Source organism: Aggregatibacter kilianii (genome assembly GCF_003129965.1).
In the GTDB taxonomy this organism is placed as follows: Bacteria; Pseudomonadota; Gammaproteobacteria; order Enterobacterales; family Pasteurellaceae; genus Aggregatibacter; species Aggregatibacter kilianii_A.
Genome location: NZ_NRCJ01000011.1, coordinates 1 through 25,398 on the forward strand (window position 1 = coordinate 1; position 25,398 = coordinate 25,398).

Genomic DNA, 25,398 nt, shown 5'->3' on the forward strand with positions numbered 1-25,398 from the left:
CCCGCCGGTTTAACAATATTGATGAATTAGAACGGGCAATACATGACTATATTCGTTATTATAACGAGGAACGTATTAAGCTTAAGTTAAACAATTTGAGCCCTGTGCAATACAGAGCTCAATATTTAACTGAAGTTTAGTTATCTGTCCAACTTTTGGGGAGCAGAGCACTTTAAAGCTTAAAGTGCGGTTTGATTTTAAATTGTTTTTTTAATTAGAAAATGGCAGATGCCAACACCAGAATTAAGCCGAGAGAAAGCACAACCATCATCATCGCATAACCAAAAGTACCCATTTTTTACCTCATTTTTCCTGTTGATATTCAGTCGCCGCGCATTTTAACAAAAAATTCACAGAAAAAGCTAAACAAATGTAAAAAAGTGTAATTTTTCATCTGTTTTCTTGTGAATCTCCTTAACCAAACCCTATTCGATCTTTATAATAGCCAAAATTTTTTACGGAGAAAATTATGGCTACCATCAAAGATGTCGCCAAAATGGCAGGCGTATCCACCACCACGGTATCCCACGTTATCAACAAAACCCGCTTCGTTGCCGCCGAAACCGAACAGCAGGTGTTGCAGGCGATCAAAGATCTCAACTATTCGCCAAGTGCGGTGGCGCGTAGCTTAAAAGTTAACACCACCAAATCCATCGGCATGATCGTCACCACCAGTGAAGCGCCCTATTTCGCCGAAATTATTCACGCAGTGGAAGAACATTGCTATCGCCAAGGCTATTCTTTGTTTTTATGTAATACGCAAAACAATGCGGAAAAAATCAAAAATCACTTGGATATGCTGGCGAAAAAACGTGTTGACGGCATTTTGGTGATGTGTTCCGAGTATTTACAGGATTCGTTGGATCTGCTCACGGCGTTCTCCTCTATTCCGATGGTGGTGATGGATTGGGGGCCGAATGCGCACACGGATATTATTCAGGATAATAGTTTTGACGGCGGTTATCTGGCAACCAAACATTTAATTGAAAACGGACATAAAAACATCGGTATTATTGCCGGCGAACTCAGCAAAACCACCGCTAAGACCCGTTACGAAGGCTTTGTTCACGCCATGCAGGAAGCCGGTTTGGCAATCAACCCGAATTGGGTAACGGAAGGTTTTTTCGAGCCGGAAGACGGCTATGAATGTATGAATAAAATTCTTCGCCAAGAAACCCTGCCGACTGCCGTGTTCTGCTGTAACGATGTAATGGCGTTGGGTGCCATTTCCGCCATTGGTGAAAAAGGCTTGCGCGTACCGGATGACATTTCCATTATCGGTTATGACAACATCCACGCCTCCCGCTTTTATTCGCCGCCGTTGACGACAATTCATCAATCCAAATCCCGCCTAGGCGTACAAGCGATGAATTTATTATTCGAACGTATCAATCACAAATCCGATCAACGGGAAATCATTGAAATCCACCCTGAATTGGTGGTGCGAAAATCGGTGAAACAAATTTAAATAGCAGGTTATAGAAGAGCATAAATGACTTGTTTGAGGGATGAAATTATCCCATTAAAAAATGGTGGGGCAATGCCCACCTAACCAAGATATGCCCTACTCCAAATCCTGTTCATGCGCCTTTCGCAACATTTCCTCTTCATTTAATTTCAGTAAACGGGAAATCGCATTTCGATAGGAAATTTCGAGGCTTTCACGACTGGTCGCCATCACACCTTGGTCAATTAAAAAGCCGTCTTTTACGTCATAGACCCAGCCGTGCAGCGATAATTTTTTACCGTTTTTCCAGGCATTTTTCACAATTGACGAACGACCGAGGTTGTACACCTGCTCCGCGACGTTCAGTTTTGTCAGCATATCGGCGCGGCGTTCCGGCGAAAGGTTGCCAAGCAAATGACTGTGTTTAAACCAAATATCGCGAATGTGTAACAGCCAGTTGTTAATCAAGCCCAAATCCTGATCGTTCATCGCCGCATGGATACCGCCGCAGTTGGTGTGCCCGCAAATAATAATATGCTCGATATTCAACACATCCACCGCATATTGCACCACGGAGAGGCAGTTCAAATCCGTATGAATCACCTGATTCGCTACATTACGGTGCACAAACAATTCACCCGGTCCCAAGTTGGTTAATTTTTCCGCAGGTACGCGACTGTCCGAACAACCGATCCATAAATAATGAGGCTGCTGGTGCTCCGCCAATTCCTGAAAGTAGGTTGAGTTTTCCTCTTTCATGCGCGTTGCCCAGCTGTAATTATTGGCAAAAAGTTGTTCTATTTTTTTCATATGTTCCTACTCCTGCAATAAATCAAAAAGGAGCACAGTATAGCCCAGAACGGGCGGCGATAAAATTGCTTTTGGTATAACCTGTTATTTCCAATGATGATTTAACGAATTAGCACAAAATGATTAAAATAATTTGTAAGTATTTTTAGGCTGCTCCGTCTAACCTATATGAAAAGGTACCATTTTCATTATGTAAAATTATGAAGGAGTTATCATGAAAAAATCAAAATTGGTCGTGATCTTGACCGCACTTTTATCCTGTGCGGCAATCCCGACAAGCGTAATGGCGGAAATTAGCGTTCAACCAACCATGGAGAAAAGTAAGATGTCCGAAGCAACAAAAGATCTACACGACATTTATTTGGCAGGCGGCTGTTTCTGGGGCATTGAAGCCTACATGGAACGCATTTACGGCGTGGAAGATGCCGTTTCCGGTTATTCCAACGGCAAAGGCGACCAAACCAGCTACCAAATGATCGGCATTACCGACCATGCGGAAACCGTCAAAGTCACCTATGATCGCAATAAAATTTCCTTGGATAAATTGCTCAAATATTATTTTCAGGTGATTGACCCGACCAGTGTGAACAAACAAGGCAACGATCGCGGCAGACAATATCGTACAGGCATTTATTATCAGGATGCGGCAGACAAAGCGGTTATTAATAATGAAATCACTGCGTTACAAAAAAAATACAAAAACAAAATTCAAATTGAAGTGGAACCGTTGCGCAATTATGTGTTGGCGGAAGAATACCATCAGGATTATTTGAAGAAAAACCCGAACGGTTATTGCCACATTGATTTGGAACAAGCCAATAACGTCATTATTGACGAAAAAGATTATCCGAAGCCGAGCGACGCGGAACTGAAAGCCAAACTCACACCGTTGCAATACAGCGTGACGCAAAATAAAAATACCGAACATTCCTTCAGCAACGAATACTGGGACAACTTCAAACCTGGCATTTATGTGGACATCACTACCGGTGAACCGCTGTTTTCATCGAAAGATAAATTTGAGTCCGGTTGTGGCTGGCCGAGTTTCACCAAGCCGATTGCAAAAGAGGTGGTGACTTATCAGGAAGATCACAGCTTCAATATGCTCAGAACGGAAGTGATTAGTCGTAGCGGAAAAGCCCATTTGGGGCATGTGTTTGACGACGGTCCGAAAGACAAGGGCGGCTTGCGTTACTGCATTAACAGTGCGTCCATTAAATTCATTCCGTTGGAAGACATGGCAAAAGAAAACTACGGTTATCTGATAAATGCCGTGAAGGAGTAAAGGATGTTTGATCAGCAGTTATTAATCGGCACGGTTTTCCTTGCCGGTCTGGCGTCCTTTTTGTCGCCTTGTATCTTCCCGATTATCCCGATTTATTTCGGCATTCTGGCGAAAGGCGGCAGAAAAATCCTGAATACCTTTTTGTTCATTGCAGGTTTGTCTTTAACCTTCGTCAGCCTAGGCTTCAGCTTCGGATTTTTAAGCAATTTATTCTTTAACGATAACGTGCGAATCATCGCCGGGATCATCGTAATCATTCTGGGAATCCATCAATTAGGTATTATCAAATTGAATTTCTTGGAAAGAACCAAAGTGCTGGAAGTGAAAACCGAAGGCAAAAGCGCCTCCTTTGAAGCCTTTTTCTTAGGGCTGACGTTCAGCCTCGGCTGGACACCCTGTATCGGTCCGATTTTAGCTTCCGTGCTGGCATTATCCGGCGACGAAGGCTCCGCCTTATATGGCGCAGCGATGATGTTGGTTTATGTATTAGGTTTGGCAACGCCGTTCGTGCTTTTCTCATTGTTCTCACAAGAGTTACTGAAACGCACCAAAGCGCTAAACAAACACCTAGGCAAATTTAAAATTATTGGTGGTTTACTCATTATCGTGATGGGCATTTTATTAATCACCAATAACTTACAATAAAAGGAAGGATTCATCATGAAAAAAATCATTGCATTATTATTCATGGCATTCAGCGTAAATAGCTTTGCCGAAGGAGAAAATACATTGAAAGACGTGCAATTTAAAGACTTAAATAATAACCTGGTTACACTTGAACAAGTGACAAGCAAAGACAAGCCTGTTTACGTCAAAATGTGGGCGTCTTGGTGTCCGATCTGTCTTGCCGGCTTAGCGGAAATCAACGAGCTCAGCGCCGAGCCGAACAAAAACTTTGATGTCGTCACCCTCGTTTCACCGGGCGCTAAAGGCGAAAAAGAAACCAAGGATTTTATTGAATGGTACAAAGGCTTGGAATATAAAAACATCATCGTGCTGTTAGACGAAAACGGCGAGACTATTAAGCGCGCTAAAGTGCGCGGCTACCCGTCGAGTGTATTACTTGATGCGGATTTGACTATTCAAAAAACCGTGCCGGGGCATTTAGGAACGGCACAAATTAAACAGTTGATGGGAAATTGATTCCTTAAGGACAAAAAAGTGCGGTCATTTTTGACCGCACTTTTTTAATTCGGCTGATTAAACCATGCTACATAATCGAACTGATCGTAATATTTCGCGCCGTTCCAGCCTGAAAATTCAAAAATATCACCCACTTGAGTTTCATTTTCAAAGCCTTGAATGTAGCAGGCGGAGGCTAGTTCGGGATAAGATTTATGGGTAAATACCACTTTATTTTTAAACGGTAAATTGTCGAAATCCACCAAATCCTGATACGTCACACCTTCCGTGCCGTCTTTGTCCGTCATCACAATAAACAGGTTGTTCAAATCCAGTCGCTTCAAACGGGTTTCCCATTTTTCTTGCGCTTCCTGCGCACTGTGATAGTGCATAAAATGAATGGGGATATCGTCCAGCCAACCGACGGGATAAGGCTTATCGGCAGGTTTAAAGGCTAAAGTTTGCTGATGATAATGAGGAATATTTTGTAGATAACGGATAAAATCCCGCGGCTTCACATACAAATTCACAAAAGGCGAATTAAAGGGTTCATTCAAATCATGCAAAATAAACGCGCCAACACAATTGCTTGATAACACCGACATACCATGATTTTGCAATCGGCTTTTTAACGTACGATTAATGGATTTTCGCTGAAATTTGTTCACCGCACGTTTGATTTTTGAAAATAACGACATCATTGACTCCGACTAGAGAAAAAGTGCGGTCATTTTTCACCGCACTTTTCAGTTTAACTCAGGCTAATACCCTTTCTGATAAACCAATTCCGCCAATTTCACCCCCAGCAAGGCGATATCAAAGCGTTGTTCATCGGCGACCAGCCAGAATTGCACGCCGTTGTCTAAGCGTGTAAATCCGCCGATATGCAATGTTGGTTCTTCGCCCGCTTCGGTTTCGCCGTTAGTCACCGGCGTCAATAATTGGTCTGCGCGGTAATCCACCAACGCATTTTCCTGCCATGCTTGAATCTGCGATTGTTCATCAAATTCATACTCGGAAAGCAACGTCACCATTTGCGCCATGCCGTAAAATACCGGCACTTGCGCTTGATGGAATATCACATTCGGTAATTGCGGGAAGATTTTTTCCACTTGGGCGGCAAGACTTGCCGTCGGTTTGGCGGGCGGGAACACATCAAACGCCAAGCGTTGCTGTTCCTCATCTAACGGAATGCCGTTAAGCAGTTGCGCGGTTTGCCCGGCAAGTTTGTTCACGGTTTCGCTGTCGATATAAGATGCCGGCAACAAGGACGTGACCAACACTTGAGACAGGGTGTTCTCACGGGCAAATTGTGACACAGCGAAAACAAACTGAGTGACTTGCGGATCAGGCAAAGACACAATGTTACGTTGCAATAAAACCAACTGTTCATCGTTAATGGTCGGCACAATCAACGGCACATCATTTAACGAGGCGCACACGCCTTTCAAATCAATCACCACACAGCCCGCTTGTGCCGCTTTGGCAATATGCGCCGCGTGGGTTAATTCGCCGGCAAATAACACATAATTGAAATCCGACCATTCCGTTTCCTCTAACGGAATTTGTGCGACGCTTTTGTTGTTGAAGCGAATGCCCTGTTCTTCACCAAAAGGGAAAAGTTCCACCACGGACAATGTCTCAATGTCTAAACTACTCTGTTCCAACGCTTCCGCCAACTTCTCGCATAAATCGAATTCGGCGACAAGGGCGATATTTAATCTTGTATCCATTTTTTTCTCCGCAGTAAAATAAACGGGCTCCATTTTACTGAATTATCACGAGGAAATACAATGACACCGGCAATTGACTTATTGAAAAAACAAAAAGTCCCTTTCACCTTACACCACTACGATCACGACCCAGACAATACCCATTTCGGTGATGAAGCCGCCGAAAAATTAGGCATTAATCCTGATCAATCCTTCAAAACCCTATTGGTTGCCGAAAACGGCGATCAGAAAAAACTCGCCTGTTTTGTGCTCCCCACCAGCCATATGTTAAGCCTGAAAAAAGCGGCGAAAGCCTTGGGCGTGAAAAAAGTGGAAATGGCGGACAAAGACGCTGCGCAAAAAAGCACGGGCTACTTGGTGGGCGGCATCAGTCCGTTAGGTCAAAAGAGACGGGTTGCCACCGTCATCAACCATTCTGCGCTGAACTTCGACAACATTTATGTCTCCGGCGGCAAACGTGGCTTAAGCGTAGAAATCGCCCCGCAAGATTTGGCGAAAATATTAAATGCGCAATTTGTGGATGTGGTGGATGAGGGGTAAAAGTGTGGTGGGTTTCAGCGGTGTTTTTTCATCTTTCGAGAAAGGATGACGCCAAGATAAACTCCCTCTCTTTTGCAAAGAGGATAAGGAGAGATTTAGCTAATTGTATGTAGGGGCGGGTCCTGTGCCCGCCCTATAATCATGTGAAAATAGAAAATTAAAATTGATTTATTAATTTGACATTACGGGCGGGCACAGGACCCGCCCCTACATTTTATTCTAAAAAACCACCGCACTTTTCTCACAACTCCAACCGCTTATTATGAAACTGCTGCAAGGTGCAACGATGCCCGACGCTGAGAATAATCATATTCGGGAAACGGCTGCGGATGATTTTATACAGCAGTTCCTCCGTTGGTTCGTCCAGTGCCGAGGTGGTTTCATCCAAGAAAATCACGTCAGGTTGCATGAGGATAATGCGGATAAACGCCACCCGTTGCAGTTCGCCCGGCGACAAAATCGCCTGCCAGTCGTTGGATTCGTTGAGTGACGGGATATATTTACTCAAACGGCACTGCTCCATCGCCAGTTCCAGCTCACCGCGTTTAGGCTCGATGTTTGGGTAACAAATGGCTTCGCGCAACGTGCCCTGCGGCATATACGGGCGTTGCGGCAGGAACAGACTGTTGCTGCATGGACGCTCTACCCGCCCTTCCGTATCAAAAGGATAAATCCCCGCAATGGCCTTGAGCAACGACGTTTTGCCCGCACCGGACGGGCCTTGAATTAACAGCGCGTCTCCGTTCTGCAGCTCCACGTTTAAGTTCTTTAACAAGACTTTATCGTTGCCGTCTTTAATGCCGAAGTGATGCAGCGAGACCCGATTGGAACATTCCACCGGCTGATGAATTTCGGTGGTATCCAGTTCGTCCAGTTTGGCGAAAAATCCGTATAAACGATTTAGGCGCGCTTGATACAGGGTAAATTCTTCGTAGAACAAACGGAAAAACGACAACGCCCGCATAAGACGATTAAAGGCTTGTACCGTTTGATGCATATCGCCCAAGCTCACCTGCCCCGCGAAGAAACGCGGCGCCTGCAACATGAGCGGCAGAATCATCGCGGTTTGGGTCACGCCGGTATTAAAACCGTCCAATCCAAGCATACGGCGCACAATCGCCCAACGGTTATGAATAATAGAATTAAATTTTGCCTGTAAATTCCACCGCTCTTTTTCCTCGCCGCCATAAAAGGCGATACTTTCCGCGTTATCCCGCACGCGAATCAGGGAATAACGATAATCCCCGTTCAGCCGTTCTTTTTCAAAATTCAGTTTAATCAGCGGGTGCCCAATCCACACGGAAAGTGCGGTGGCGATGAGGATAAAAATATAAATAAAGAACACCGCGCCTTTCGGAATCGGCACGCCGAGCAGCACCAATAAGCCCGACAAGCCCCATAACACAATGGTAAATTCAATGGTGGACATGACGGAATTAATCAATCCCTGCAGCAGAGAAACCGTACCGCTGATAAATTCACGGGCATCCTGTTCGATACGCTGATCGATGTTATCGGGCAATTCCTTTTCGTATTTCAGGCGATAATAATTTTTATGGCGAATCCAACGCACCACCATCTCATTGTTCAGCTTTTCCAACCAACGAATTTCAAACAACTGACGCACAAAATAATTGACGATGGAGTGTACGATTTTGAACATCACCAACAGTGCATTGAGCCCGGCAAAAAACCAAAAGGCTTCGGCTTGTTGCTTCTGCAATGACGAATAAAGCCCGTTGTAGAAAAAGGTGTTCAATACGCTGATGCGCACTTCCAGCAAGATCAACGTCAGCAATAGCAACACTAAGCCGAGGATTTTATACGCCTGCGAGGTTTGTACGCAGGGTTTTACAATCAGCCAGAATTTCTTGCCGAACGAGGTTTTATGCAACGCCAACGCCGACATAACCAACACTAAAGAAACATAAAAAAGTGCGGTTAAAAGCCAGCTAAAACTACGATTAAGTTCCGTTTGCCAATCCATTTGAATATCCAAAAAGAAAGGGCGTTAAACGCCCTTTGGGATTAAATTTGTTTATTAGAACTCGACTTTAGCGTTGAGGAAGACTTCACGACCGTAACCTAAAGAAATCGGTACGATGTATTGATCCGCATTGCCTGAAGTGGATTGATAATAAACTTTATCGGACAAGTTTTTACCATTCAATTGCAAGCTGACTTTCTTACCTGCTACTTTGGTTTCATAAGCTAAGAATGCATCATAAATCGTTGCATCAGGAATTTTGTAGCTTGTTGCATAGTCGGAAGTATAAGCATTCCAAGAGCCTAAATAACGTGCACCTGCACCGATTCGCCATTGTCCGTTTAGAAACTCGCCTAAATCATAGCTTAAGAATAATGCCGCTTGATGTTTTGGCACACCATTTAACTGTTGACCGACTGCATCGGGATAACTTTTATTTTCACGATGTTTAACTTTAGTATAAGTATAGGTAGCAGAAGCACTTAATTTATCGGTAATATAACCGTTCACATCCACTTCTACCCCGCGAGAACGTTGCTTACCCGCAATATATACATCACCATTTGTATCGGTTTCTGCTACATTTTTCTTATCAATATTAAATAAAGCTAACGTTGCATTGATGTTGGCACTTTCATATTTCGTTCCGATTTCAATAGATTTACCTTCTTCCGGCTCTAAACCTGAATCAACTCTATTCGCAATGCTATATTGTGGTCGGAAAGATTCTGCATAGTTCGCATATGTTGCCCAATTTGGCGTGAATTTATACACAGCTCCGAATTGATAAAGTAGTTTGCCATCATTTTGTTTAGTATTCGGTTCAAACGGACTACCGATTTGATGACGTCCTGCAACCTGATCAAAATACTCATAACGCAAACCACCGGTAACAATCACACTATCTGTCAGATATGCCGTATCTTGCACAAAAACACCAACGGTTTTAATGTTATTAATTTGATAGTTATTATTTCTTAACGTCTCACGTGCATCAGGATCAGTATAAACGGGGTTATCAATATTAATGTAACTCCAACCTCCATTGTTATACACCGGACCAGTAGTTCGGTAGTTGCGGGAAGCATCTACGCCAACAATAAAGCGGTTGGCAATTTCACCAATAGAAAATTCCCCAACTAAATTAAGAGATCCTGTATGTACACGTTGATCTGCCGCTTGTTTTTCCAAACGACGCAATGCCGTTCTTGGAGCTAAAACGCGGTTATTATACGCATAATTATTTGTATCATTGGTATTCACCGCTACCACACGGGTTTGACGATAATTATATTTATCGCGTGCGTAACCATAAGCAAAATTCAATTTCCATTGTTCACTTAATTTATGTTCGACTTTTACCTGAATATTGTCGGTTTTACCGTTGGTTTGGTTATTCGGCTCATCCAAACGACGCTCGGCGGGAATATTCACCACGGAACCATTCACCAGCTGCGTACCGCGATCAAAAGGTTGGGTGTAATCCAAATGTTCGTAAGCCAACAAGACTTTTGTGGTGTCGTTTTCCCAAGAAAGAGACGGAGCATAAGTAGTGGTTTCAATCTTGCCGAAATTACGCCAGTAATCTTTATCCTTTTTGTCATAAATAAAGCGATAAGCAAAGCCGTTGCCTAAACCGCCTGTGGAATCCAATTGCATTCCCCACATATCGTTATTGCCGACGGTACCACCCACAACGTGCTTACTTTCCTGTTGTGGCTTTTTAGTGATCACATTAATAATACCGCCAGGATCTTGAATACCGTAAAGCACGGAAGCGGGACCTTTTAACACCTCAACAGTTTCTGTTGTTGCACCGAAGTTATGCGACGGACCGGCTTGCATGCCATTACGCATAATGGAATTATCGCGATTACCACCGAAACCACGTTTTTGCACCGCGTCAAACACACCGCCCAACGTATTAGCTTGGCTTACTCCGCTCACACTGGATAGTGCGTCAATTAAATCGTTCGGTTTACGATCTTCAATTAGTTTGGTTGTCACCACATTAACCGTGGTCGGTGTATCAATAATCGGCACGTTCACTTTGGAAACGGAAGAGGTTCCCACTGCGTGATAACCGACCTGTTGTAATTCTTCAGAGTTCACATCAACATTAATTTGATCCAACTTTTCGGTATTTTCCTCCGCATAAGCCGCCATAGATACCGCCGTTAAAAGTGCGGTGGAAATTAAACTTAATTTAAATTTCATAAAAGTTACCTTTTCAAGTCAAAAAACGGCGACAGTATAGCTGAAAAGTTTCAGGCATAAAATATAATCATTCTCTTTTTTATCGAAAGACGAAAAAACGCCGCAAAAACCCACCGCACTTTACATGAAAAAAGCCCGCTGCTAATGCAACGGGCGTTGAGGTTTATTTTAATTTTTCTAATCGTGTCAGCAAGATATCGTCCGGTTGCCCTTGTGTTTTTCGCAGGCGATAGAACAATAAAATCGCCGCGATAGTAAGGCTTACCACAAAGGCAATCCAGAAGCCTTTTGCCGCAATGCCGCCGGGGATAATCAAATCGGTACGCGCCAAGGTGTAGCCCAACGGCATACCGACGCCCCAATAGCAAAACAACGTGATGTATAAAATCGCTTGGGTGTCTTTATAACCGCGCAGGACACCGCCGATGATGACTTGTATGGTGTCGGAAAATTGATATAACGCCGCCAACAATAACAATGATCCCGCCATGGCGATAACCTCCATGTCGGTCACGAAAATCGAGGCGATTTGCTCTCTCAGGGTAACCGTTAAAAATGCCGTCACCACCGCCACAGACAGCCCCACCGCCAAGGCGGAATAAGTGACCTGTTTAGCACCGCTCGGGGATTTTTCGCCCAAACGTTGCCCCACCAAAATCGTCGTCGCCATGCCGAGCGACATCGGCAACATAAACACAAAGGAACTGGTGTTCAGCGCAATTTGGTGGCTCGCCACCACATCAGAACCAAGGGGCGATAAGAATAAAGATGTCAGCGCAAACAACGCCACTTCACAACATAACGCCATAGCAATAGGAAAACCCAGTTTCAGCAACTTGCGCAAGGTGTTCATGTTCGGGCGTTCAATGATATTGGCAAATACCTTCAGATCCCGCTGATTTTTTGCCCGCATACAATAGCCCAACATCAGCAGGCACATCATCCAATTTACGATTGCCGTGGCGATACCGCACCCCACCGCGCCGAATGCCGGCACGCCGAATTTGCCGTAAATAAAAATATAATTAAGCGGAATATTCAGCATTAAACCAAGAAAGGTAATCACCATCGCCGGTTTGGTTTTTGCGATGCCATCATTTAAACAGCGGAAATTAATCATCAGCAAGTAGCCCGGTAAGCCCCAAACCATGGCGTGTAAATAGCCAATGGTAATCTCCGCCAGGCGCGGTTCCATGTCCATTTTTTGTAGCACAACATCGCTGTTATAAATCAGCAAACCAAGCGGAATACAGCTAAACAATACAATCCAAATGCCTTGGCGCACTTGGTGGGCAATGCGTTTGCGTTGTCCGGAGCCGTTTAAATAGGAAATCGTCGGTGGCAGCGCGAGCAGTAAACCATGCCCAAATAACACCAACGGCAGCCAAATAGACGCGCCCACGGAAATCGCCGCCATGTCCGCCGCGCTGACACGCCCTGCCATGATGGTATCCACCAGCCCCATGGAATTTTGTGCAATTTGTGCAAGCAGAATGGGAATGGCGATAGCAATTAATTTTTTAGCTTCAATATGATATTCTTTGACGATTGTTAAATTCATAAATAGAGAGATTTTGAGGTCACTATGTTTACAGGTATTGTGCAAGGTACCGCACAAATTAGGGCGATCACGGAAAGGGCTAATTTTAGAACACACCAGGTGGAAATGCCACAAGAAATGCTGAAAGGATTACAAATCGGCGCGTCCGTTGCGCATAACGGCGTATGTTTGACCGTAACGGAAATTAGGGGAAATCTGGTCCGTTTCGACTTAATGCAGGAAACCCTGAAAATCACCAATTTGGGCGAATTAAAGGTGGGCGACTTCGTGAATATTGAACGCGCTATGCAAATGGGTACGGAAATCGGCGGGCATATTTTATCCGGTCATGTGTATTGCACGGCGGAAATCGTTGAGCGCATTCCATCCGAAAACAACCTGCAAATCTGGTTCCAACTGCCGACAAAAGCGATGATGAAATATGTCCTAACCAAAGGCTTCATCGCTGTGGACGGCATCAGTTTAACCATCGGCGAAGTGCGGGAACAACGCTTTTGCGTCAACCTGATCCCAGAAACGATTCACCGTACGCTTATCGGTAAAAAAGAGGTGGGCGAAAAAGTAAATATCGAAATCGACCCGCAAACCCAAGCCATCGTCGATACGGTGGAACGCTATCTGGCGCAGAAAGAGGCGTAAAAAGTGCGGTTGTTTTTCGCGGTGTTTTTTCAACAGAATTCATTAGCTAAAGCGACCGTTTTGCATTAGAATCACCCGTCAATTTTTTCAAAGAGATTATTATGTCAATTACATTATCAACAAAACAAAAGCAATATTTAAAAGGTCTCGCCCATCATTTAAGCCCGGTGGTGATGCTCGGCGGTAACGGTTTAACGGAAGGTGTGCTGGCGGAAATTGATTTATCGCTGAATCATCATGAATTGATTAAAGTGAAAATCAGCGGTTCCGATCGTGAAACCAAACAATTAATTATCGATGCCATTGTGCGCGAAACCGGCGCGGCGGCGGTGCAAACCATCGGTCATGTGCTGGTGTTATATCGTCCTAGCGAAGAAAATAAAATTCAGCTTCCGCGTAAATAAGCGAAAAGCAAACATAAAAAAGGCAGTTTTTTAACTGCCTTTTGATTATTTAGATGACTAAGACATCGGGACGGCACAGGACCGCCCCATCTAACTAAACATAATCCACTTCAATAATTTCAAATTCGACTGCACCGCCCGGTGTCGTGATGTTGACGACATCGTCTACCTCTTTGCCCACCAAACCGCGTGCAATAGGTGAATTCACGGAAATCAGCCCGTTTTTAATGTCCGCTTCGTCATCGCCCACAATACGATAGCTCACTTCTTCATCCGTGTTGGTATTGATCAGCACCACGGTCGCGCCGAAAATCACTTTGCCGTTATTCGGGATTTTGGTGACATCAATTACTTGGCTGTTGGCGAGTTTGCCTTCAATTTCCTGAATGCGCCCTTCGCAGAAACCTTGTTGTTCGCGGGCGGCATGATATTCCGCATTTTCTTTTAAATCGCCATGTTCGCGTGCTTCCGCAATGGCTTTGATGATTTCCGGGCGACGTTCGTTTTTCAGATAATCCAGTTCCTCACGCAATAATTGTGCGCCGCGAACGGTCATTGGAATTTGTTGCATTCTTCTTTTCCCTAAATTTGAATAAAAGAAAAACCGTGGAATCCAAAGGATTCCACAGTATCAATTAATTGGTTATGGTGGGAGAAAAGCATTTACTCCCGCGTATTCGCGTACTATTATTGTTCGTCTTTCAAAAAATAGCAACCTCAAGCACGAATTATGTATAAATTTTCACCACGTCATCTTTTTCAAAAAACACTCTTATTACTTAGCCTTGGCATCGCCACTTCCACTTTCGCCGAAGTAAATATCGGCAACTACACCGCCAATCTTCCCGAAGGGGCGAATTTGGCGTTTATGGCAAAAAACATCAATCAGGATAGCATCATTGCCGACTACAACGGGCAAACGTTCATGCTCCCCGCCAGCACGCAAAAAGTCTTCACCGCGTTAGCGGCTAAATTGGCGCTCGGCGATTCATTTCAATTTCAGACCGCACTTTTAACCAACGGCAAAGTGCAAAACGGGCAATTAAACGGCGATTTAATCGTGCGCTTCACCGGCGACCCCGATTTGACCAGCGGGCAATTATTTAATTTATTATCGGAATTAAAGAAACAAAACATCAGCAAAATTACCGGCAATCTGATTTTGGATACGTCCGTATTTAGAGGACATGACCGCGGTTTAGGCTGGATTTGGAACGACTTGACCATGTGTTTTAACGCACCGCCTGCCGCCGTGAACATTGATAATAACTGTTTCTATGTGGACATTGACGCCAACCAGCCGGAAGGACAACCGGTGAAATTCAACGTGCCGTCGCAATACCCGATTCAGGTGTTCGGTCAGGTTTATGTGGCGGGCAAAGAGGAAGCGCCTTATTGCCAGCTGGATGCCATCGTACATGACAACAACCGCTATCAGGTAAAAGGCTGCTTGGCGCGTCAAGCCAAACCTTTCGGCTTAAGTTTTGCCGTGCAGGATCCGGATGCCTTTGCCGCCGCCGTGATTCAACGTCAACTAAAACGCCTGAATATTGAATTGAACGGACAGGTGCAACAGCCTTATCGCCAACAACAAGGGCAGCTCTTGGCGCAGCATTTATCCAAACCCTTGCCCGATCTCATCAAAAAAATGATGAAAAAATCCGACAATCAAATTGCCGACGCCCTGTTCCGCACTATCGCCTATCAACAATACAAACGCCCCGCGTCCTTCCAACTGGGCACATTGGCAATGAAACGCGTGTTATCGCAAGTGGGCATTAAGTTCGGCAACAGCGTTATCGCCGACGGATCGGGTCTTTCCCGTCATAATCTGGTCGCGCCGCAAACCATGTTACAGGTGCTGGACTACATCGCGAAAAATGAAGACAAATTGCATTTACTGGACACCTTCCCTATCGCCGGTGTGGACGGCACATTAAGCGGACGCGGATCCTTAATCAATCCGCCGTTGGTGAAAAACGTCATCGCCAAAACCGGCGCATTGAAAGGTGTGTACAATCTGGCAGGTTATCTCACCAACGCGCGCGGCGAAAAAGTGGCGTTCGTGCAATTTATCAACGGCTACTCCACCGGCGATCTGGAAAGCAAAACCAAACGCGCCCCTCTGGTGCAATTTGAAAGCGGCGTGTATAACGCCTTATATCAGGATTAATTAAGCTGAATTGAGAAACAAAAGTGCGGTGGATTTTCGTAGCGTTTTAAAAACGTTTCAAAAATCCACCGCACTTTTTAGTTTTAGAAAACTGTCGAATTATTTATTAATCAAACTCAAAAATTCTTTACGGGTTTCCCGATCTTCCAAGAACACCCCGCCGAAAGCAGACGTCACCGTGTAGCTGTTGGCATCCTTGATACCGCGACATTTCACGCAGAAGTGGGTGGCTTTCACATACACCGCCACATCGTCCGTTTCTAAAATGGTTTGAAACGCCAGTAAAATTTGTTCCGTCAAACGTTCCTGTACTTGTGGGCGTTGAGCAAAAAACGCCACCACTCGATTAATTTTTGACAACCCGATAACCCATTTTTTCGGGTAATAGGCGACGGATACTTTGCCGTCGATGGTGACGAAGTGATGTTCGCAGGTACTGGTTAATGTGACATCGTTTACCAGCACCATTTCGCTCACTTTCATGCGATTGGCAATGTTGGTAATCTTAGGAAAATTGGCATAGTCTAAGCCGCTGAAAATCTCATCAACAAACATTTTGGCAAGACGTGACGGGGTTTCTTCGATACTATCGTCGCACAAATCTAAACCGATTAAACGTAACACTTCCCGCATATGTTGTTCAATTTTAGTGCGACGTTCGTCTGTGCTTTCCTTCAACACCACCATCGGTGTTTCAATTCCTTTCTGAACCAGTGCCGTACGGACTTTTTCTGCTTCAGGTGAAATATCGTTCATTTACTGCTCCCAATAAAAATAATGGCGCATTTTAGCAAAATCAGGGGCAATAATAAAATGAGAATAATCGCTATATTCCATGAAAAGTTTTATTCCGAAATAAAGGAAAACACCACGTCATAAGTATTTTTTGAAACATTCTCAACCCCGAGTATAATGACCGCACTTTTTATTCTTACAAGGATCCCGTATGTTGCCGTTATCTCAAGCCCTTGAGCAAATGTTAAACCAACTTCCTTCTCCGACTGCCACGGAAACCCTCCCGATTCATCAAGCCGCGCAACGCATTTGTGCCGAGAATATCATTTCTCCGATTAACGTGCCCTCTTTCGACAATTCCGCCATGGACGGTTATGCCGTGCGGTTGGCGGATTTGCAGCAATCCATGACTTTATCCGTTGCGGGTAAAGCCTTTGCCGGTGCGCCCTTTGAGGGCGAATGGGCAGCGCAAAGTACGGTCAGAATTATGACCGGCGCCATGATTCCGCAGGGTGCCGATGCCGTGGTGATGCAGGAAGACGTTCAGGTAAACGATAACGGCACGGTGACTTTCGCAAGCCTGCCGAAGTTAAATCAAAACATTCGCCGTATCGGTGAAGATGTCAAACAGGGCGATGTGGTGTTGCAACAAGGCGCTTTATTGAACGCTGTCTCCTTACCGTTGCTCGCCTCCCTCGGCATTGAAAAAGTCAAGGTGTTCCCACGTCTCAAAGTGGCGGTGCTTTCCACCGGTGATGAGCTGGTTCCCGTGGGACAGCCGTTACAGGCGGGGCAAATTTACGACACCAACCGCTTCACCGTAAAACTGTTGTTGGAAAAATTAAACTGTGAGGTGATGGATTTCGGCATTTTGCCCGATAACGAAGCGCAATTTGAAAAAGCCTTTGTAGAAGCGCAACAACAGGCGGATTTGGTGATCACCAGCGGCGGCGTTTCCGTGGGCGAAGCGGATTTCACCAAACATATTTTAGAGAAAGTGGGCAAAATCAATTTCTGGAAAATCGCCATTAAACCCGGTAAACCGTTCGCGTTCGGCAAATTGGAAAACGCCTGGTTCTGTGGGTTGCCGGGCAATCCCGTTTCCGCCTTGGTGACCTTCTATCAATTAGTGCAACCTGCCATTGCCAAACTCAGCGGCTACAGCCAATGGAAAGCGCCGGCACGTTTATCTGCCGTTGCCGCCGTGAATTTGAAAAAATCGCCGGGACGATTAGACTTCCAACGCGGCTACTATCAACTCAATGCACAAGGACAAATCGACGTGCAGCCGGTGGGCTTTCAAGGTTCCCATTTATTCAGCTCCTTTGTAAAAAGCAACTGCTTTATCGTGCTGGAACAGGATCGCGGCAATGTGGCGGCGGGCGAAACTGTCACCATCGAACCGTTTAACGATTTATTACGCTAATACATTGAGTTTGTTATGGAATTAACCCATCAGGAAGAATTGCGCTACAACCGCCAAATTGTGTTAAAAGACATTGATTTCGACGGGCAGGAAACGTTAAAAAGTAGCAAAATGCTCATTGTCGGTCTTGGCGGTTTAGGTTGCGCCGCCGGTCAATATTTAGCGGTTGCCGGCGTGGGGCATTTGACGTTGTTGGATTTCGACACCGTGGATTTATCCAACTTGCAACGTCAGGTGTTGCATGACGACAGTCGTATCGGTATGCCGAAAACAGAATCGGCGCAACGCTCCCTGCAGCGTTTGAATCCGCATATTCAAGTGGACGCCATCCATCAATTACTGGATGAACAACAACTTAAGGAGTTGGTCGGCAAGTTTGACGTCGTGTTGGATTGCACCGATAACGTCACCACCCGCAATCAACTGGATTCCGCCTGCGCCGCCCATAAAATCCCGCTCATTTCCGGCGCCGCCATTCGCATGGAAGGACAGGTTTCCGTTTTCACTTACGAAGACAACACACCGACGTATCACACACTAAGCCGCTTATTCGGCGATAACGCATTAAGTTGCGTGGAAGCGGGCGTACTGGCGCCCATTGTGGGCTTGGTCGGTTCTATTCAAGCCCTTGAAGCCATCAAAGTGCGGTTGAAAATCGGCACGAATTTATGCGGTCGGTTATTGTTGATCGACGGCATGACGATGTCGGTTCGGGAAGTGAAATTGCCAAGTGGTAACGTGTAATAATGGCTAGCGCACGCTTCCTAGCGTGTGCTTCTAGCATATTGATATGAAAAGGAAAAAGGCACGCGTTAGGAAACGCGCGCCATCATTAAATTAATTATTTCCTTTGCTAATCTCTTTTTCAAATCCCCCCCCTCTTTTCTAAAGAGAGGGGCTGAAAAACACTTCAAAAAACGACCGCACTTTTCCCACACTCGTCCCATTCCAACCATAAAAAAAGCCACCGAATATCGGTGGCGAATAATGAAAAGTGAATGAAAAAGAGAGTTTGCTATTTGGAGGAAACCTGTTTTAAGAAGGTTTGGCGCGGTGAAGTTAAGCCGAGTTTTTCTGCTTCATTGACTAAATTCATCGCTTTATTTACATCACCGGCTTTTAACGCTTTAGTGATCGCCTGATTGAAATAGGCTTCGGTGTCTTTATCCACAGGTACGTTGACGGCTTTGGACGGTGCAACATTGGCTGTCGGAGTCGGTGCAGGGGCTGCGCCTACCGGTTGTGCCGCTTTTTTCTCGGAGGAGAAAATTGTGGTCGGCATACCGATGAAGCGTGTGCCGTTAGCATTGCTGACATTCACGATAATCTGACCGTTCAGACTGTGTTTTACTTCAATATCATTCAGTGCCGGCGGTTGGTGTCCGGTGCCTTTGGCATACAGTTTTGCAGGGTGCGGGATCATGGTCGTTTTCGCCAAATCCTGTTGAGTGGTGTAAATCAATAGGTAAATATAGCCTTGTGAGGCAGCCGGAGTGAGATTTAATTCGGCTTCAAAGCGGTTCGGTTGCATGCCGCGCTCTTCCTTGAATTTGAATTCTGAAGACGGGTAAGTCGCCGCCACATTAAAATTGCTGTCTAAAACCACCGCACTTGGAACGAATACGCTTTTATTTTCGATCGGGCTGATGATTTCCACTTCTAAGGTGCCTTGGTTCGCCGGAATACGATATGCTGCAATCGGGCTTTCTACGCCGGCAAAACTGGTGGTAAAGGCTTGTTTTTGTTGTTCGGATAAATTCGTGGTGACTTTTTCGGAAAAGGACACATCCTGCCATTGCAGGTTCGCCAGTGCCGTTGAGTTAATATGAACAGGCGTATCAGCCCAGCTTGGAGAAGTTACAGCCATATTCGCCAATAAAAGTGCGGTCAAAAATTTCATCGTTTTTTTCATATTAACCTCAGAAAAAAATTATTTTATAAAAGGATTGAGAAAAGGAATTTGTGCTACCCGCTTTTGGCGGATAGCACATTTTACGGTGATTACCACCAAGCTTCAAATTGAACGCCTGCGATAAATTCGCCGTCTTTCGCTTTGTAACCTAAGTTTGTGCGATTTTCGGTGTTGAATTTATCGTTCCAGTGTGCGTAAGTGCCGAACACACGGATTGCCGGACGCGCCCAAATGCTGTTACCCGCTTGCCATTGTTGGGCAAGAGTGATTTTGGTTAAATCATTTTTCTTGCCGGTGGCTTGGTCTTTCACGCGGTCATAACCAAGCTCCATTAAGGTGCTCATGGTATTAGTCCATTTATACATCGGACGAATACCGGCGGAGTACCAAGTGCTGCCTTGTTTGTTATCCAAATCGGTTTTTTGATAAATCAAGGCATACATCATTTCAACTTTGTCGCTGAATTGAACGGTACCTTGGTCAATTAAGCGAAGCATGTGACCGCGGTTATTCACTAAAGAACCTTGCGCGTGACCGGAGTTCCAACCTTCTGACGCCATAGAATCTTTCGCATATTGCACGGTAAATTTATTGAAGCCACCGAAGAATTCGCTTTGAGTATGTTCAATAGTGAACATGTGACCGTTTTTGGTCGCGTCATCATTCGCAAAACGGGCATTATCTTTTTTATGCGCGTTGGCATAGTCGAAACCGAATTCCAATTTACCGTTTGGATTCACTTCCACTTCTGCCAAACGAATATCGAACACATCGTTGTAAACATCTTGTTGTTCACTACGATTGCTTACCCATTGTTTGGTTGCATGATTATAGTAGTAAGTGAACGCACCGCCTGATTCGGTATTACGTGTTGCCGCAACGGAGAGTTTACCGAAACCTAAATCAATGTTTTCAACCCCTGCACCCGGACCGGAAATATCCCAGTAGTAGAAGTCGTTCATGTGAATATCATGACGTTGATAGAAGCGTTTACCTGCCCATAATGTGGCGCCCGGTAAGCTATCGGCGAAGTTTTCAAATTTCACGTTTAATTCACGCACTGCCGGGCTGGTTTCAGTCCAGTCGCCTCTATGCAAATTACCACCGTAGGCAATTAAGCTGTCGAAATAGAAGCGTTTGTTACCTTCTTTCCACAATTCCTGACCGAAGCCTAATTCCGCATAGGTGTCGGACTCGTTACCTAAACGGTATTTTGCCGGCGCACCATTAGCGGAAAATGCGGTTAATTCGCCGCCGCCGGATGTCCAACCGATACCGGAACGGGCATAGCCGTGGAAATCCACCGCAGCGGCGGATGTTGCAAACAATGCCCCACTAATAGCAACTGTCAAAAGTGTTTTTTGAATTTTCATAAGAGACCTCTCTTGCGTTGAGTTAATAACCTTAAGCGACTTGGGATAACACAAGGTATCCCCAGCCGTTCAGTGGTATTTCGGCAGAATTCGCTAGTGAATAATTCTGCCCTTTAAACCAATCCAGATATTCGCCGCCGATGCTGTCGCACGCGAGTGTTGCGCGAACCGGCTCGGCATTGAAATTCATGATCGCCACCACGCGATGCCCTTCACTTTCGCGATAAAAAGACAGCACGTTCGGCGTGTTATTGTTTATGCGGATCATTTGTCCGCCCCGTTTGCCGTTGCGTAATGCCAAATTTTGATGTTTCAAGGCAAACAGGGTTTTATACAATTCGGTATTGGGGTGTTCGCGCCATTCAATGGTGTCGCGATCAAAAAATTTTAAGGAACGATTTAAGCCCGCTTCCTGCCCGCTATACACTAACGGCATACCGTTAGCGACCACGGTCATCACCGTGGCGAGGGATAAAGCATCGCCGAAATTGGCATACTGTGTGCCTTCCCAAGCGTTTTTGTCATGATTGTCGGTGAAATTCATGCGGTAACCGTCGCGCGGGAAAGTTTTCACATCATGCGCCATGTATTCCACCAAGGCGTGGAAGCCTGAACCTTTTGCCACGGCGGTAAGTTTGTCCCACAACGACCAGTTATAGGTCATATCAAACGCTTTTTGGTGTAAATCGCGACTTTCCCATTCCGCCAGCATGAATACGGATTTGATGTTATCCAATTCACGGCGCACGTTATTCCAGAAATCCGTCGGTACGAACCCCGCCACATCGCAACGGAAACCGTCGATGTCCGTTTCCCGCACCCAATATTTCATGACATCGGTCATGTATTGACGCAATTCGGCGTTGTCATAATCGAATTCGATAATATCGTCCCAGTCATACCAAGGCGTCGGCTGGAAATTGCCGTCTTTATTTTTGCTGTACCACTCGGGATGTTGTTCTACCAACGGATTGTCCCAAGCGGAATGGTTCGCCACCCAGTCGATAATGACATACATGCCGAAACGGTGAATTTCGGCAACTAACGCCTTGAAATCCTCCCACGTGCCGAATTCGGAATTCACGCCGTAATAATCCTGCACGGAATACGGGCTGCCGAGACTGCCCTTGCGATTTTTCACGCCGATAGGATGAATCGGCATCAACCACAGAATATCCACGCCCAGTTCTTTTAAACGCGGCAAATGGGCTTTGAAGGCATTGAACGTGCCTTCCGGCGTAAACTGGCGTAAATTAACCTGATAAATGACCGCACTTTCCGCCCACTCGGGATGTTTGATTTCCACAAAAGGCTGCGGTTGGTATTGCGCTACAGCTTCCATCGTCATTTCCTTTAAACGCCTCGTTCTTTATATAAACGTTGGCAAGCCGTGCCGTCTTCTTTGAATAAATGACAACGTTCCGGCATGATTCCGATGTCCATGACCTCGCCTTCTTTCACTAACACCACATCGTTTTGGCGATAAATTAAGGTCGGTTGTTTGATTTCAGGGATTTCGAGGTGAATTTGGGTTTCATTGCCAAGCAGTTCCACCACTTGCACGTTGCCGCGTAAAGTGACTTCCGCCTGATCAGACGGAATCAAATGTTCCGGACGAATACCTAAAGACAGGTTTTCCCCCACTTTCACGCCGTTGCCGGAAACAGGAATCCAGAAGTTGTGATGGTTGGCATCCGGCAATTCAATTTGCACCCGTTCTTTTTCCACCGCCGTGACTTTCACCGGCAGGAAGTTCATTTTCGGCGAACCGATAAAGCCCGCCACGAAGCGGTTTTTCGGGTAATGATAAAGTTCTAGCGGTTTGCCCACTTGCGCAATACCGCCCGCATTTAACACCACGATTTTGTCCGCCAAGGTCATGGCTTCCACTTGGTCGTGGGTCACATAAATCATGGTACGGTTGAGTTTTTTATGTAATTTGGAGATTTCCACCCGCATTTGTACGCGCAAGGCGGCATCTAAGTTGGAAAGGGGTTCATCCAGCAAAAACACTTCCGGCTGGGACACCAATGTACGCCCGATGGCGACGCGTTGGCGCTGACCGCCCGACAAGGCTTTCGGTTTACGTTCAAGCAAATGGGCAAGCTGTAGGATTTCGGCAACCTGATTCACGCGTTGATCCCGTTCCGTTTTATTCACACCGGCGAGCTTCAGCCCGAAAGACATATTTTCCGCCACGTCCAAATGAGGATAAAGGGCGTAAGATTGGAACACCATGCCGATACCGCGTTTTGCCGGCGGCACGTCATTCATCAGCTTGTCGCCGATGTAAAGTTCACCGGCGGTAATGTCCTCAAGCCCGGCAATCATGCGCAACAAAGTGGATTTTCCGCAACCTGACGGCCCGACAAAAACGACAAATTCGCCCTCTTCAATATCCAAATTAATGTCTTTGGAAATATGCACGTTGCCGTAAGACTTACCCACATTGCGCAATGTTACATTTGCCATAATGAAACCTCTCAATACCTTGTCTTTTATACGTTCGGCGATAATCATACTTATCCGTCCAGAGAAAAAATCCTCCCTGATAAAAATTTTGGGGGTATGAGATAAAATCGTTCAAAATTCACTCAATACTTTTCTTTTTTGGCAAGGATGAAAAATTTTGTGATCTTGCTCTAATTTTTTTGATTAATTTATGTGATCAAGATCACGAATTTATAAAAAATGTCGATGAGATCACAGTGCTACGCCTAGGGCGTAGTTAGGGGGAGGATAACAAAAAGAAATATTTCCAGATAATTCGGTTGGTGTAAAAAAGGGTTTTATTTCTGTTTCATCCCAAGTCAGCGGAGGACATCATGCCATTCACAATCAAGCATTCCATTAAACCTGTTTTATTGACCGCACTTATTAGTGCCGTTTTATCCCCTGCCGCCTTTGCGAAATTTGAAGAAGGCAAACTGGTAGTTTGGGGTGGTGGCAAGGGTCATACGGTCATTGCCGAAATCGGTAAGAAATTTGAAAAAGACACCGGTGTGCCGGTGAAAGTAGAAAATCCAGGCAAGCTGGAAGAAGATTATGCACAGCTGGCATCCAACGGTGCAGGACCTGATATTATCATTTACGCCCACGATCGTTTCGGCGGTTATGCCAAAGCAGGCTTGTTGGCAGAGCTAAATCCGAGCAAAGCGTTTAAAGACAAATTCGCCAAATTCACTTGGGATGCGGAAACCTATGACGGCAAAATCATCGGTTATCCGATGGCAATCGAATCCCTCTCTCTGATTTACAATAAAGACGTGTTGCCTAACCCGCCGAAAACCTGGGAAGAAATTCCTGCGTTAGATGCCGAACTGAAGAAAAAAGGTAAAACCGCCATTGTCTGGAATTTAGCCGAACCTTATTTCAACTGGCCGTTAATCGCCGCAGCAGGCGGTTATGCCTTTAAATTTGAAAACGGTAGCTACAACGTGAATGACATCGGCGTGAATAACGAAGGGTCACAAAAAGGTCTGCAATTTTTAGTGGATTTTGTGAAAGACAAACACATCGCTTCCGATATGGATCGCCAAATTGCCGAAACCCAATTTGCCAAGGGTCAAGCCGCCATGATCATTAACGGCCCTTGGGCGTGGTCGGCGTTGGATAAAGCCAACATGAACTATGGCGTGACCACCTTACCGACCTTTAACGGCAAACCGTCCAAACCTTTTGTCGGCATCACCAGCGTCGGCATTAACGCCGCCAGCCCGAATAAAGATCTTGCGACAGAATTTATTGAAAATTATCTGCTGACCGAAGAAGGTCTTGCCACGATTAATAAATTCAACACGTTAGGTGCTATCCCGCTGCTTTCATTGCAGGAAAAACTCGCTTCCGATCCGCGTGTGGTCGCCACCATGAATAACGCGGCGAACGGTGAAATCATGCCGAATATTCCGCAAATGTCGGCGTTCTGGTATGCAGAAAACGCAGCCATTAAAAACGCGGTAACCGGTCGTCAACCCGTTAAACAAGCACTGGACGAAGCGGCTCAACGCATTCGCTCCGGTATCAGTAAATAACCC

The 25,398-nt window shown here is 45.5% G+C and carries 24 protein-coding genes; 12 read left to right on the forward strand and 12 right to left on the reverse strand.

Annotated elements, in window-relative coordinates; genetic code table 11:
* Both DK430_RS09070 and purR read left to right on the forward strand, forming a co-directional pair.
* The coding region (locus tag DK430_RS09070; protein WP_162616830.1) for an IS3 family transposase at positions 1-140 on the forward strand (140 nt) is incomplete at its 5' end.
* 329 nt (positions 141-469) lie between these two features.
* Positions 470-1,468, forward strand: coding sequence for an HTH-type transcriptional repressor PurR (gene purR, locus DK430_RS09075; protein WP_109078747.1), 999 nt, complete (start codon positions 470-472; stop codon positions 1,466-1,468).
* 96 nt (positions 1,469-1,564) lie between these two features.
* Here the strand turns inward: purR and can are convergent, their stop codons facing one another.
* Entirely contained in the window at positions 1,565-2,257 is a 693-nt protein-coding gene (gene can / locus DK430_RS09080) for a carbonate dehydratase (protein ID WP_109078748.1), read from the reverse strand.
* Positions 2,258-2,471: 214 nt separating this feature from the next.
* Between can and msrB the strand changes: the two genes are divergently transcribed.
* The 3 genes from msrB to DK430_RS09095 are packed head-to-tail and all read left to right on the forward strand — an operon-like array spanning position 2,472 to position 4,685.
* Positions 2,472-3,542: a peptide-methionine (R)-S-oxide reductase MsrB gene (msrB, locus tag DK430_RS09085; RefSeq protein ID WP_109078749.1), complete on the forward strand. Its 1,071-nt coding sequence runs from the start codon at positions 2,472-2,474 to the stop codon at positions 3,540-3,542.
* Between the two features lie 3 nt (positions 3,543-3,545).
* Positions 3,546-4,187 (forward strand): cytochrome c biogenesis protein CcdA, encoded by a 642-nt coding sequence (locus DK430_RS09090; protein ID WP_109078750.1) that lies wholly within the window; start codon positions 3,546-3,548, stop codon positions 4,185-4,187.
* A gap of 15 nt (positions 4,188-4,202) precedes the next feature.
* Positions 4,203-4,685 carry a redoxin family protein gene (locus tag DK430_RS09095; protein ID WP_109078751.1) on the forward strand — a complete coding sequence of 161 codons (483 nt, stop codon included), beginning with the start codon at positions 4,203-4,205 and terminating at the stop codon, positions 4,683-4,685.
* Positions 4,686-4,729: 44 nt separating this feature from the next.
* Here the strand turns inward: DK430_RS09095 and DK430_RS09100 are convergent, their stop codons facing one another.
* Positions 4,730-5,362, reverse strand: coding sequence for a DUF1919 domain-containing protein (locus DK430_RS09100; RefSeq protein WP_109078752.1), 633 nt, complete (start codon positions 5,360-5,362; stop codon positions 4,730-4,732).
* Positions 5,363-5,425: 63 nt separating this feature from the next.
* On the reverse strand, positions 5,426-6,397 hold the full coding sequence (locus DK430_RS09105; protein ID WP_109078753.1) for an oxidoreductase: 972 nt from the start codon (positions 6,395-6,397) through the stop codon (positions 5,426-5,428).
* A gap of 60 nt (positions 6,398-6,457) precedes the next feature.
* Between DK430_RS09105 and ybaK the strand changes: the two genes are divergently transcribed.
* Complete coding sequence (gene ybaK, locus DK430_RS09110) at positions 6,458-6,937, forward strand: Cys-tRNA(Pro) deacylase (protein WP_109078754.1); 480 nt, start codon at positions 6,458-6,460, stop codon at positions 6,935-6,937.
* Positions 6,938-7,178: 241 nt separating this feature from the next.
* On the opposite strand, the gene DK430_RS09115 is transcribed toward ybaK, so the two are convergent.
* From DK430_RS09115 to DK430_RS09125, 3 genes are all read right to left on the reverse strand, one after another.
* Positions 7,179-8,924, reverse strand: a complete 1,746-nt coding sequence (locus tag DK430_RS09115; RefSeq protein ID WP_109078755.1) for an ABC transporter ATP-binding protein/permease — start codon at positions 8,922-8,924, stop codon at positions 7,179-7,181.
* 54 nt (positions 8,925-8,978) lie between these two features.
* Entirely contained in the window at positions 8,979-11,141 is a 2,163-nt protein-coding gene (locus DK430_RS09120; RefSeq protein ID WP_109078756.1) for a TonB-dependent siderophore receptor, read from the reverse strand.
* A 163-nt stretch (positions 11,142-11,304) separates the two neighbouring features.
* Positions 11,305-12,702: an MATE family efflux transporter gene (locus DK430_RS09125; protein ID WP_109078757.1), complete on the reverse strand. Its 1,398-nt coding sequence runs from the start codon at positions 12,700-12,702 to the stop codon at positions 11,305-11,307.
* A 24-nt stretch (positions 12,703-12,726) separates the two neighbouring features.
* Here DK430_RS09125 and DK430_RS09130 point away from each other — a divergent pair, with 24 nt between their 5' ends.
* Positions 12,727-13,341: a riboflavin synthase subunit alpha gene (locus tag DK430_RS09130; RefSeq protein ID WP_109078758.1), complete on the forward strand. Its 615-nt coding sequence runs from the start codon at positions 12,727-12,729 to the stop codon at positions 13,339-13,341.
* A 101-nt stretch (positions 13,342-13,442) separates the two neighbouring features.
* Positions 13,443-13,745: a ribosome assembly RNA-binding protein YhbY gene (gene yhbY / locus DK430_RS09135; RefSeq protein ID WP_109078759.1), complete on the forward strand. Its 303-nt coding sequence runs from the start codon at positions 13,443-13,445 to the stop codon at positions 13,743-13,745.
* 94 nt (positions 13,746-13,839) lie between these two features.
* On the opposite strand, the gene greA is transcribed toward yhbY, so the two are convergent.
* Entirely contained in the window at positions 13,840-14,316 is a 477-nt protein-coding gene (greA, locus tag DK430_RS09140) for a transcription elongation factor GreA (protein ID WP_109078760.1), read from the reverse strand.
* Positions 14,317-14,475: 159 nt separating this feature from the next.
* Here greA and dacB point away from each other — a divergent pair, with 159 nt between their 5' ends.
* Positions 14,476-15,918 (forward strand): serine-type D-Ala-D-Ala carboxypeptidase, encoded by a 1,443-nt coding sequence (gene dacB / locus DK430_RS09145; protein ID WP_109078761.1) that lies wholly within the window; start codon positions 14,476-14,478, stop codon positions 15,916-15,918.
* 99 nt (positions 15,919-16,017) lie between these two features.
* Here the strand turns inward: dacB and folE are convergent, their stop codons facing one another.
* Positions 16,018-16,674 (reverse strand): GTP cyclohydrolase I FolE, encoded by a 657-nt coding sequence (folE, locus tag DK430_RS09150; RefSeq protein ID WP_109078762.1) that lies wholly within the window; start codon positions 16,672-16,674, stop codon positions 16,018-16,020.
* Between the two features lie 190 nt (positions 16,675-16,864).
* On the opposite strand from folE, the gene moeA reads away from it, so the two are divergent.
* Together moeA and moeB are read left to right on the forward strand one after the other, a co-directional pair.
* Positions 16,865-18,079 (forward strand): molybdopterin molybdotransferase MoeA, encoded by a 1,215-nt coding sequence (gene moeA, locus DK430_RS09155; protein ID WP_109078763.1) that lies wholly within the window; start codon positions 16,865-16,867, stop codon positions 18,077-18,079.
* A 15-nt stretch (positions 18,080-18,094) separates the two neighbouring features.
* Entirely contained in the window at positions 18,095-18,823 is a 729-nt protein-coding gene (gene moeB, locus DK430_RS09160; protein WP_109078764.1) for a molybdopterin-synthase adenylyltransferase MoeB, read from the forward strand.
* A 271-nt stretch (positions 18,824-19,094) separates the two neighbouring features.
* On the opposite strand, the gene malM is transcribed toward moeB, so the two are convergent.
* From malM to malK, 4 genes are all read right to left on the reverse strand, one after another.
* Positions 19,095-19,991 (reverse strand): maltose operon protein MalM, encoded by an 897-nt coding sequence (malM, locus tag DK430_RS09165; RefSeq protein ID WP_109078765.1) that lies wholly within the window; start codon positions 19,989-19,991, stop codon positions 19,095-19,097.
* Between the two features lie 89 nt (positions 19,992-20,080).
* Positions 20,081-21,364 (reverse strand): maltoporin, encoded by a 1,284-nt coding sequence (locus tag DK430_RS09170; RefSeq protein WP_109078766.1) that lies wholly within the window; start codon positions 21,362-21,364, stop codon positions 20,081-20,083.
* A 31-nt stretch (positions 21,365-21,395) separates the two neighbouring features.
* Positions 21,396-22,706, reverse strand: coding sequence for an alpha-amylase family glycosyl hydrolase (locus DK430_RS09175; protein WP_109078767.1), 1,311 nt, complete (start codon positions 22,704-22,706; stop codon positions 21,396-21,398).
* An 11-nt stretch (positions 22,707-22,717) separates the two neighbouring features.
* Positions 22,718-23,836 (reverse strand): maltose/maltodextrin ABC transporter ATP-binding protein MalK, encoded by a 1,119-nt coding sequence (gene malK / locus DK430_RS09180; protein WP_109078830.1) that lies wholly within the window; start codon positions 23,834-23,836, stop codon positions 22,718-22,720.
* Positions 23,837-24,189: 353 nt separating this feature from the next.
* On the opposite strand from malK, the gene malE reads away from it, so the two are divergent.
* Complete coding sequence (gene malE / locus DK430_RS09185) at positions 24,190-25,395, forward strand: maltose/maltodextrin ABC transporter substrate-binding protein MalE (RefSeq protein WP_109078768.1); 1,206 nt, start codon at positions 24,190-24,192, stop codon at positions 25,393-25,395.
* The last annotated feature ends 3 nt before the right edge of the window (positions 25,396-25,398 follow it).

Coding starts and splice junctions, on each gene's coding strand:
- purR (WP_109078747.1), top strand. CDS start 470: ATGGCTACCATCAAAGATGTCGCCAAAATGGCAGGCGTATCCACCACC.
- can (WP_109078748.1), bottom strand. CDS start 2,257: ATGAAAAAAATAGAACAACTTTTTGCCAATAATTACAGCTGGGCAACG.
- msrB (WP_109078749.1), top strand. CDS start 2,472: ATGAAAAAATCAAAATTGGTCGTGATCTTGACCGCACTTTTATCCTGT.
- DK430_RS09090 (WP_109078750.1), top strand. CDS start 3,546: ATGTTTGATCAGCAGTTATTAATCGGCACGGTTTTCCTTGCCGGTCTG.
- DK430_RS09095 (WP_109078751.1), top strand. CDS start 4,203: ATGAAAAAAATCATTGCATTATTATTCATGGCATTCAGCGTAAATAGC.
- DK430_RS09100 (WP_109078752.1), bottom strand. CDS start 5,362: ATGTCGTTATTTTCAAAAATCAAACGTGCGGTGAACAAATTTCAGCGA.
- DK430_RS09105 (WP_109078753.1), bottom strand. CDS start 6,397: ATGGATACAAGATTAAATATCGCCCTTGTCGCCGAATTCGATTTATGC.
- ybaK (WP_109078754.1), top strand. CDS start 6,458: ATGACACCGGCAATTGACTTATTGAAAAAACAAAAAGTCCCTTTCACC.
- DK430_RS09115 (WP_109078755.1), bottom strand. CDS start 8,924: ATGGATTGGCAAACGGAACTTAATCGTAGTTTTAGCTGGCTTTTAACC.
- DK430_RS09120 (WP_109078756.1), bottom strand. CDS start 11,141: ATGAAATTTAAATTAAGTTTAATTTCCACCGCACTTTTAACGGCGGTA.
- DK430_RS09125 (WP_109078757.1), bottom strand. CDS start 12,702: ATGAATTTAACAATCGTCAAAGAATATCATATTGAAGCTAAAAAATTA.
- DK430_RS09130 (WP_109078758.1), top strand. CDS start 12,727: ATGTTTACAGGTATTGTGCAAGGTACCGCACAAATTAGGGCGATCACG.
- yhbY (WP_109078759.1), top strand. CDS start 13,443: ATGTCAATTACATTATCAACAAAACAAAAGCAATATTTAAAAGGTCTC.
- greA (WP_109078760.1), bottom strand. CDS start 14,316: ATGCAACAAATTCCAATGACCGTTCGCGGCGCACAATTATTGCGTGAG.
- dacB (WP_109078761.1), top strand. CDS start 14,476: ATGTATAAATTTTCACCACGTCATCTTTTTCAAAAAACACTCTTATTA.
- folE (WP_109078762.1), bottom strand. CDS start 16,674: ATGAACGATATTTCACCTGAAGCAGAAAAAGTCCGTACGGCACTGGTT.
- moeA (WP_109078763.1), top strand. CDS start 16,865: ATGTTGCCGTTATCTCAAGCCCTTGAGCAAATGTTAAACCAACTTCCT.
- moeB (WP_109078764.1), top strand. CDS start 18,095: ATGGAATTAACCCATCAGGAAGAATTGCGCTACAACCGCCAAATTGTG.
- malM (WP_109078765.1), bottom strand. CDS start 19,991: ATGAAAAAAACGATGAAATTTTTGACCGCACTTTTATTGGCGAATATG.
- DK430_RS09170 (WP_109078766.1), bottom strand. CDS start 21,364: ATGAAAATTCAAAAAACACTTTTGACAGTTGCTATTAGTGGGGCATTG.
- DK430_RS09175 (WP_109078767.1), bottom strand. CDS start 22,706: ATGGAAGCTGTAGCGCAATACCAACCGCAGCCTTTTGTGGAAATCAAA.
- malK (WP_109078830.1), bottom strand. CDS start 23,836: ATGGCAAATGTAACATTGCGCAATGTGGGTAAGTCTTACGGCAACGTG.
- malE (WP_109078768.1), top strand. CDS start 24,190: ATGCCATTCACAATCAAGCATTCCATTAAACCTGTTTTATTGACCGCA.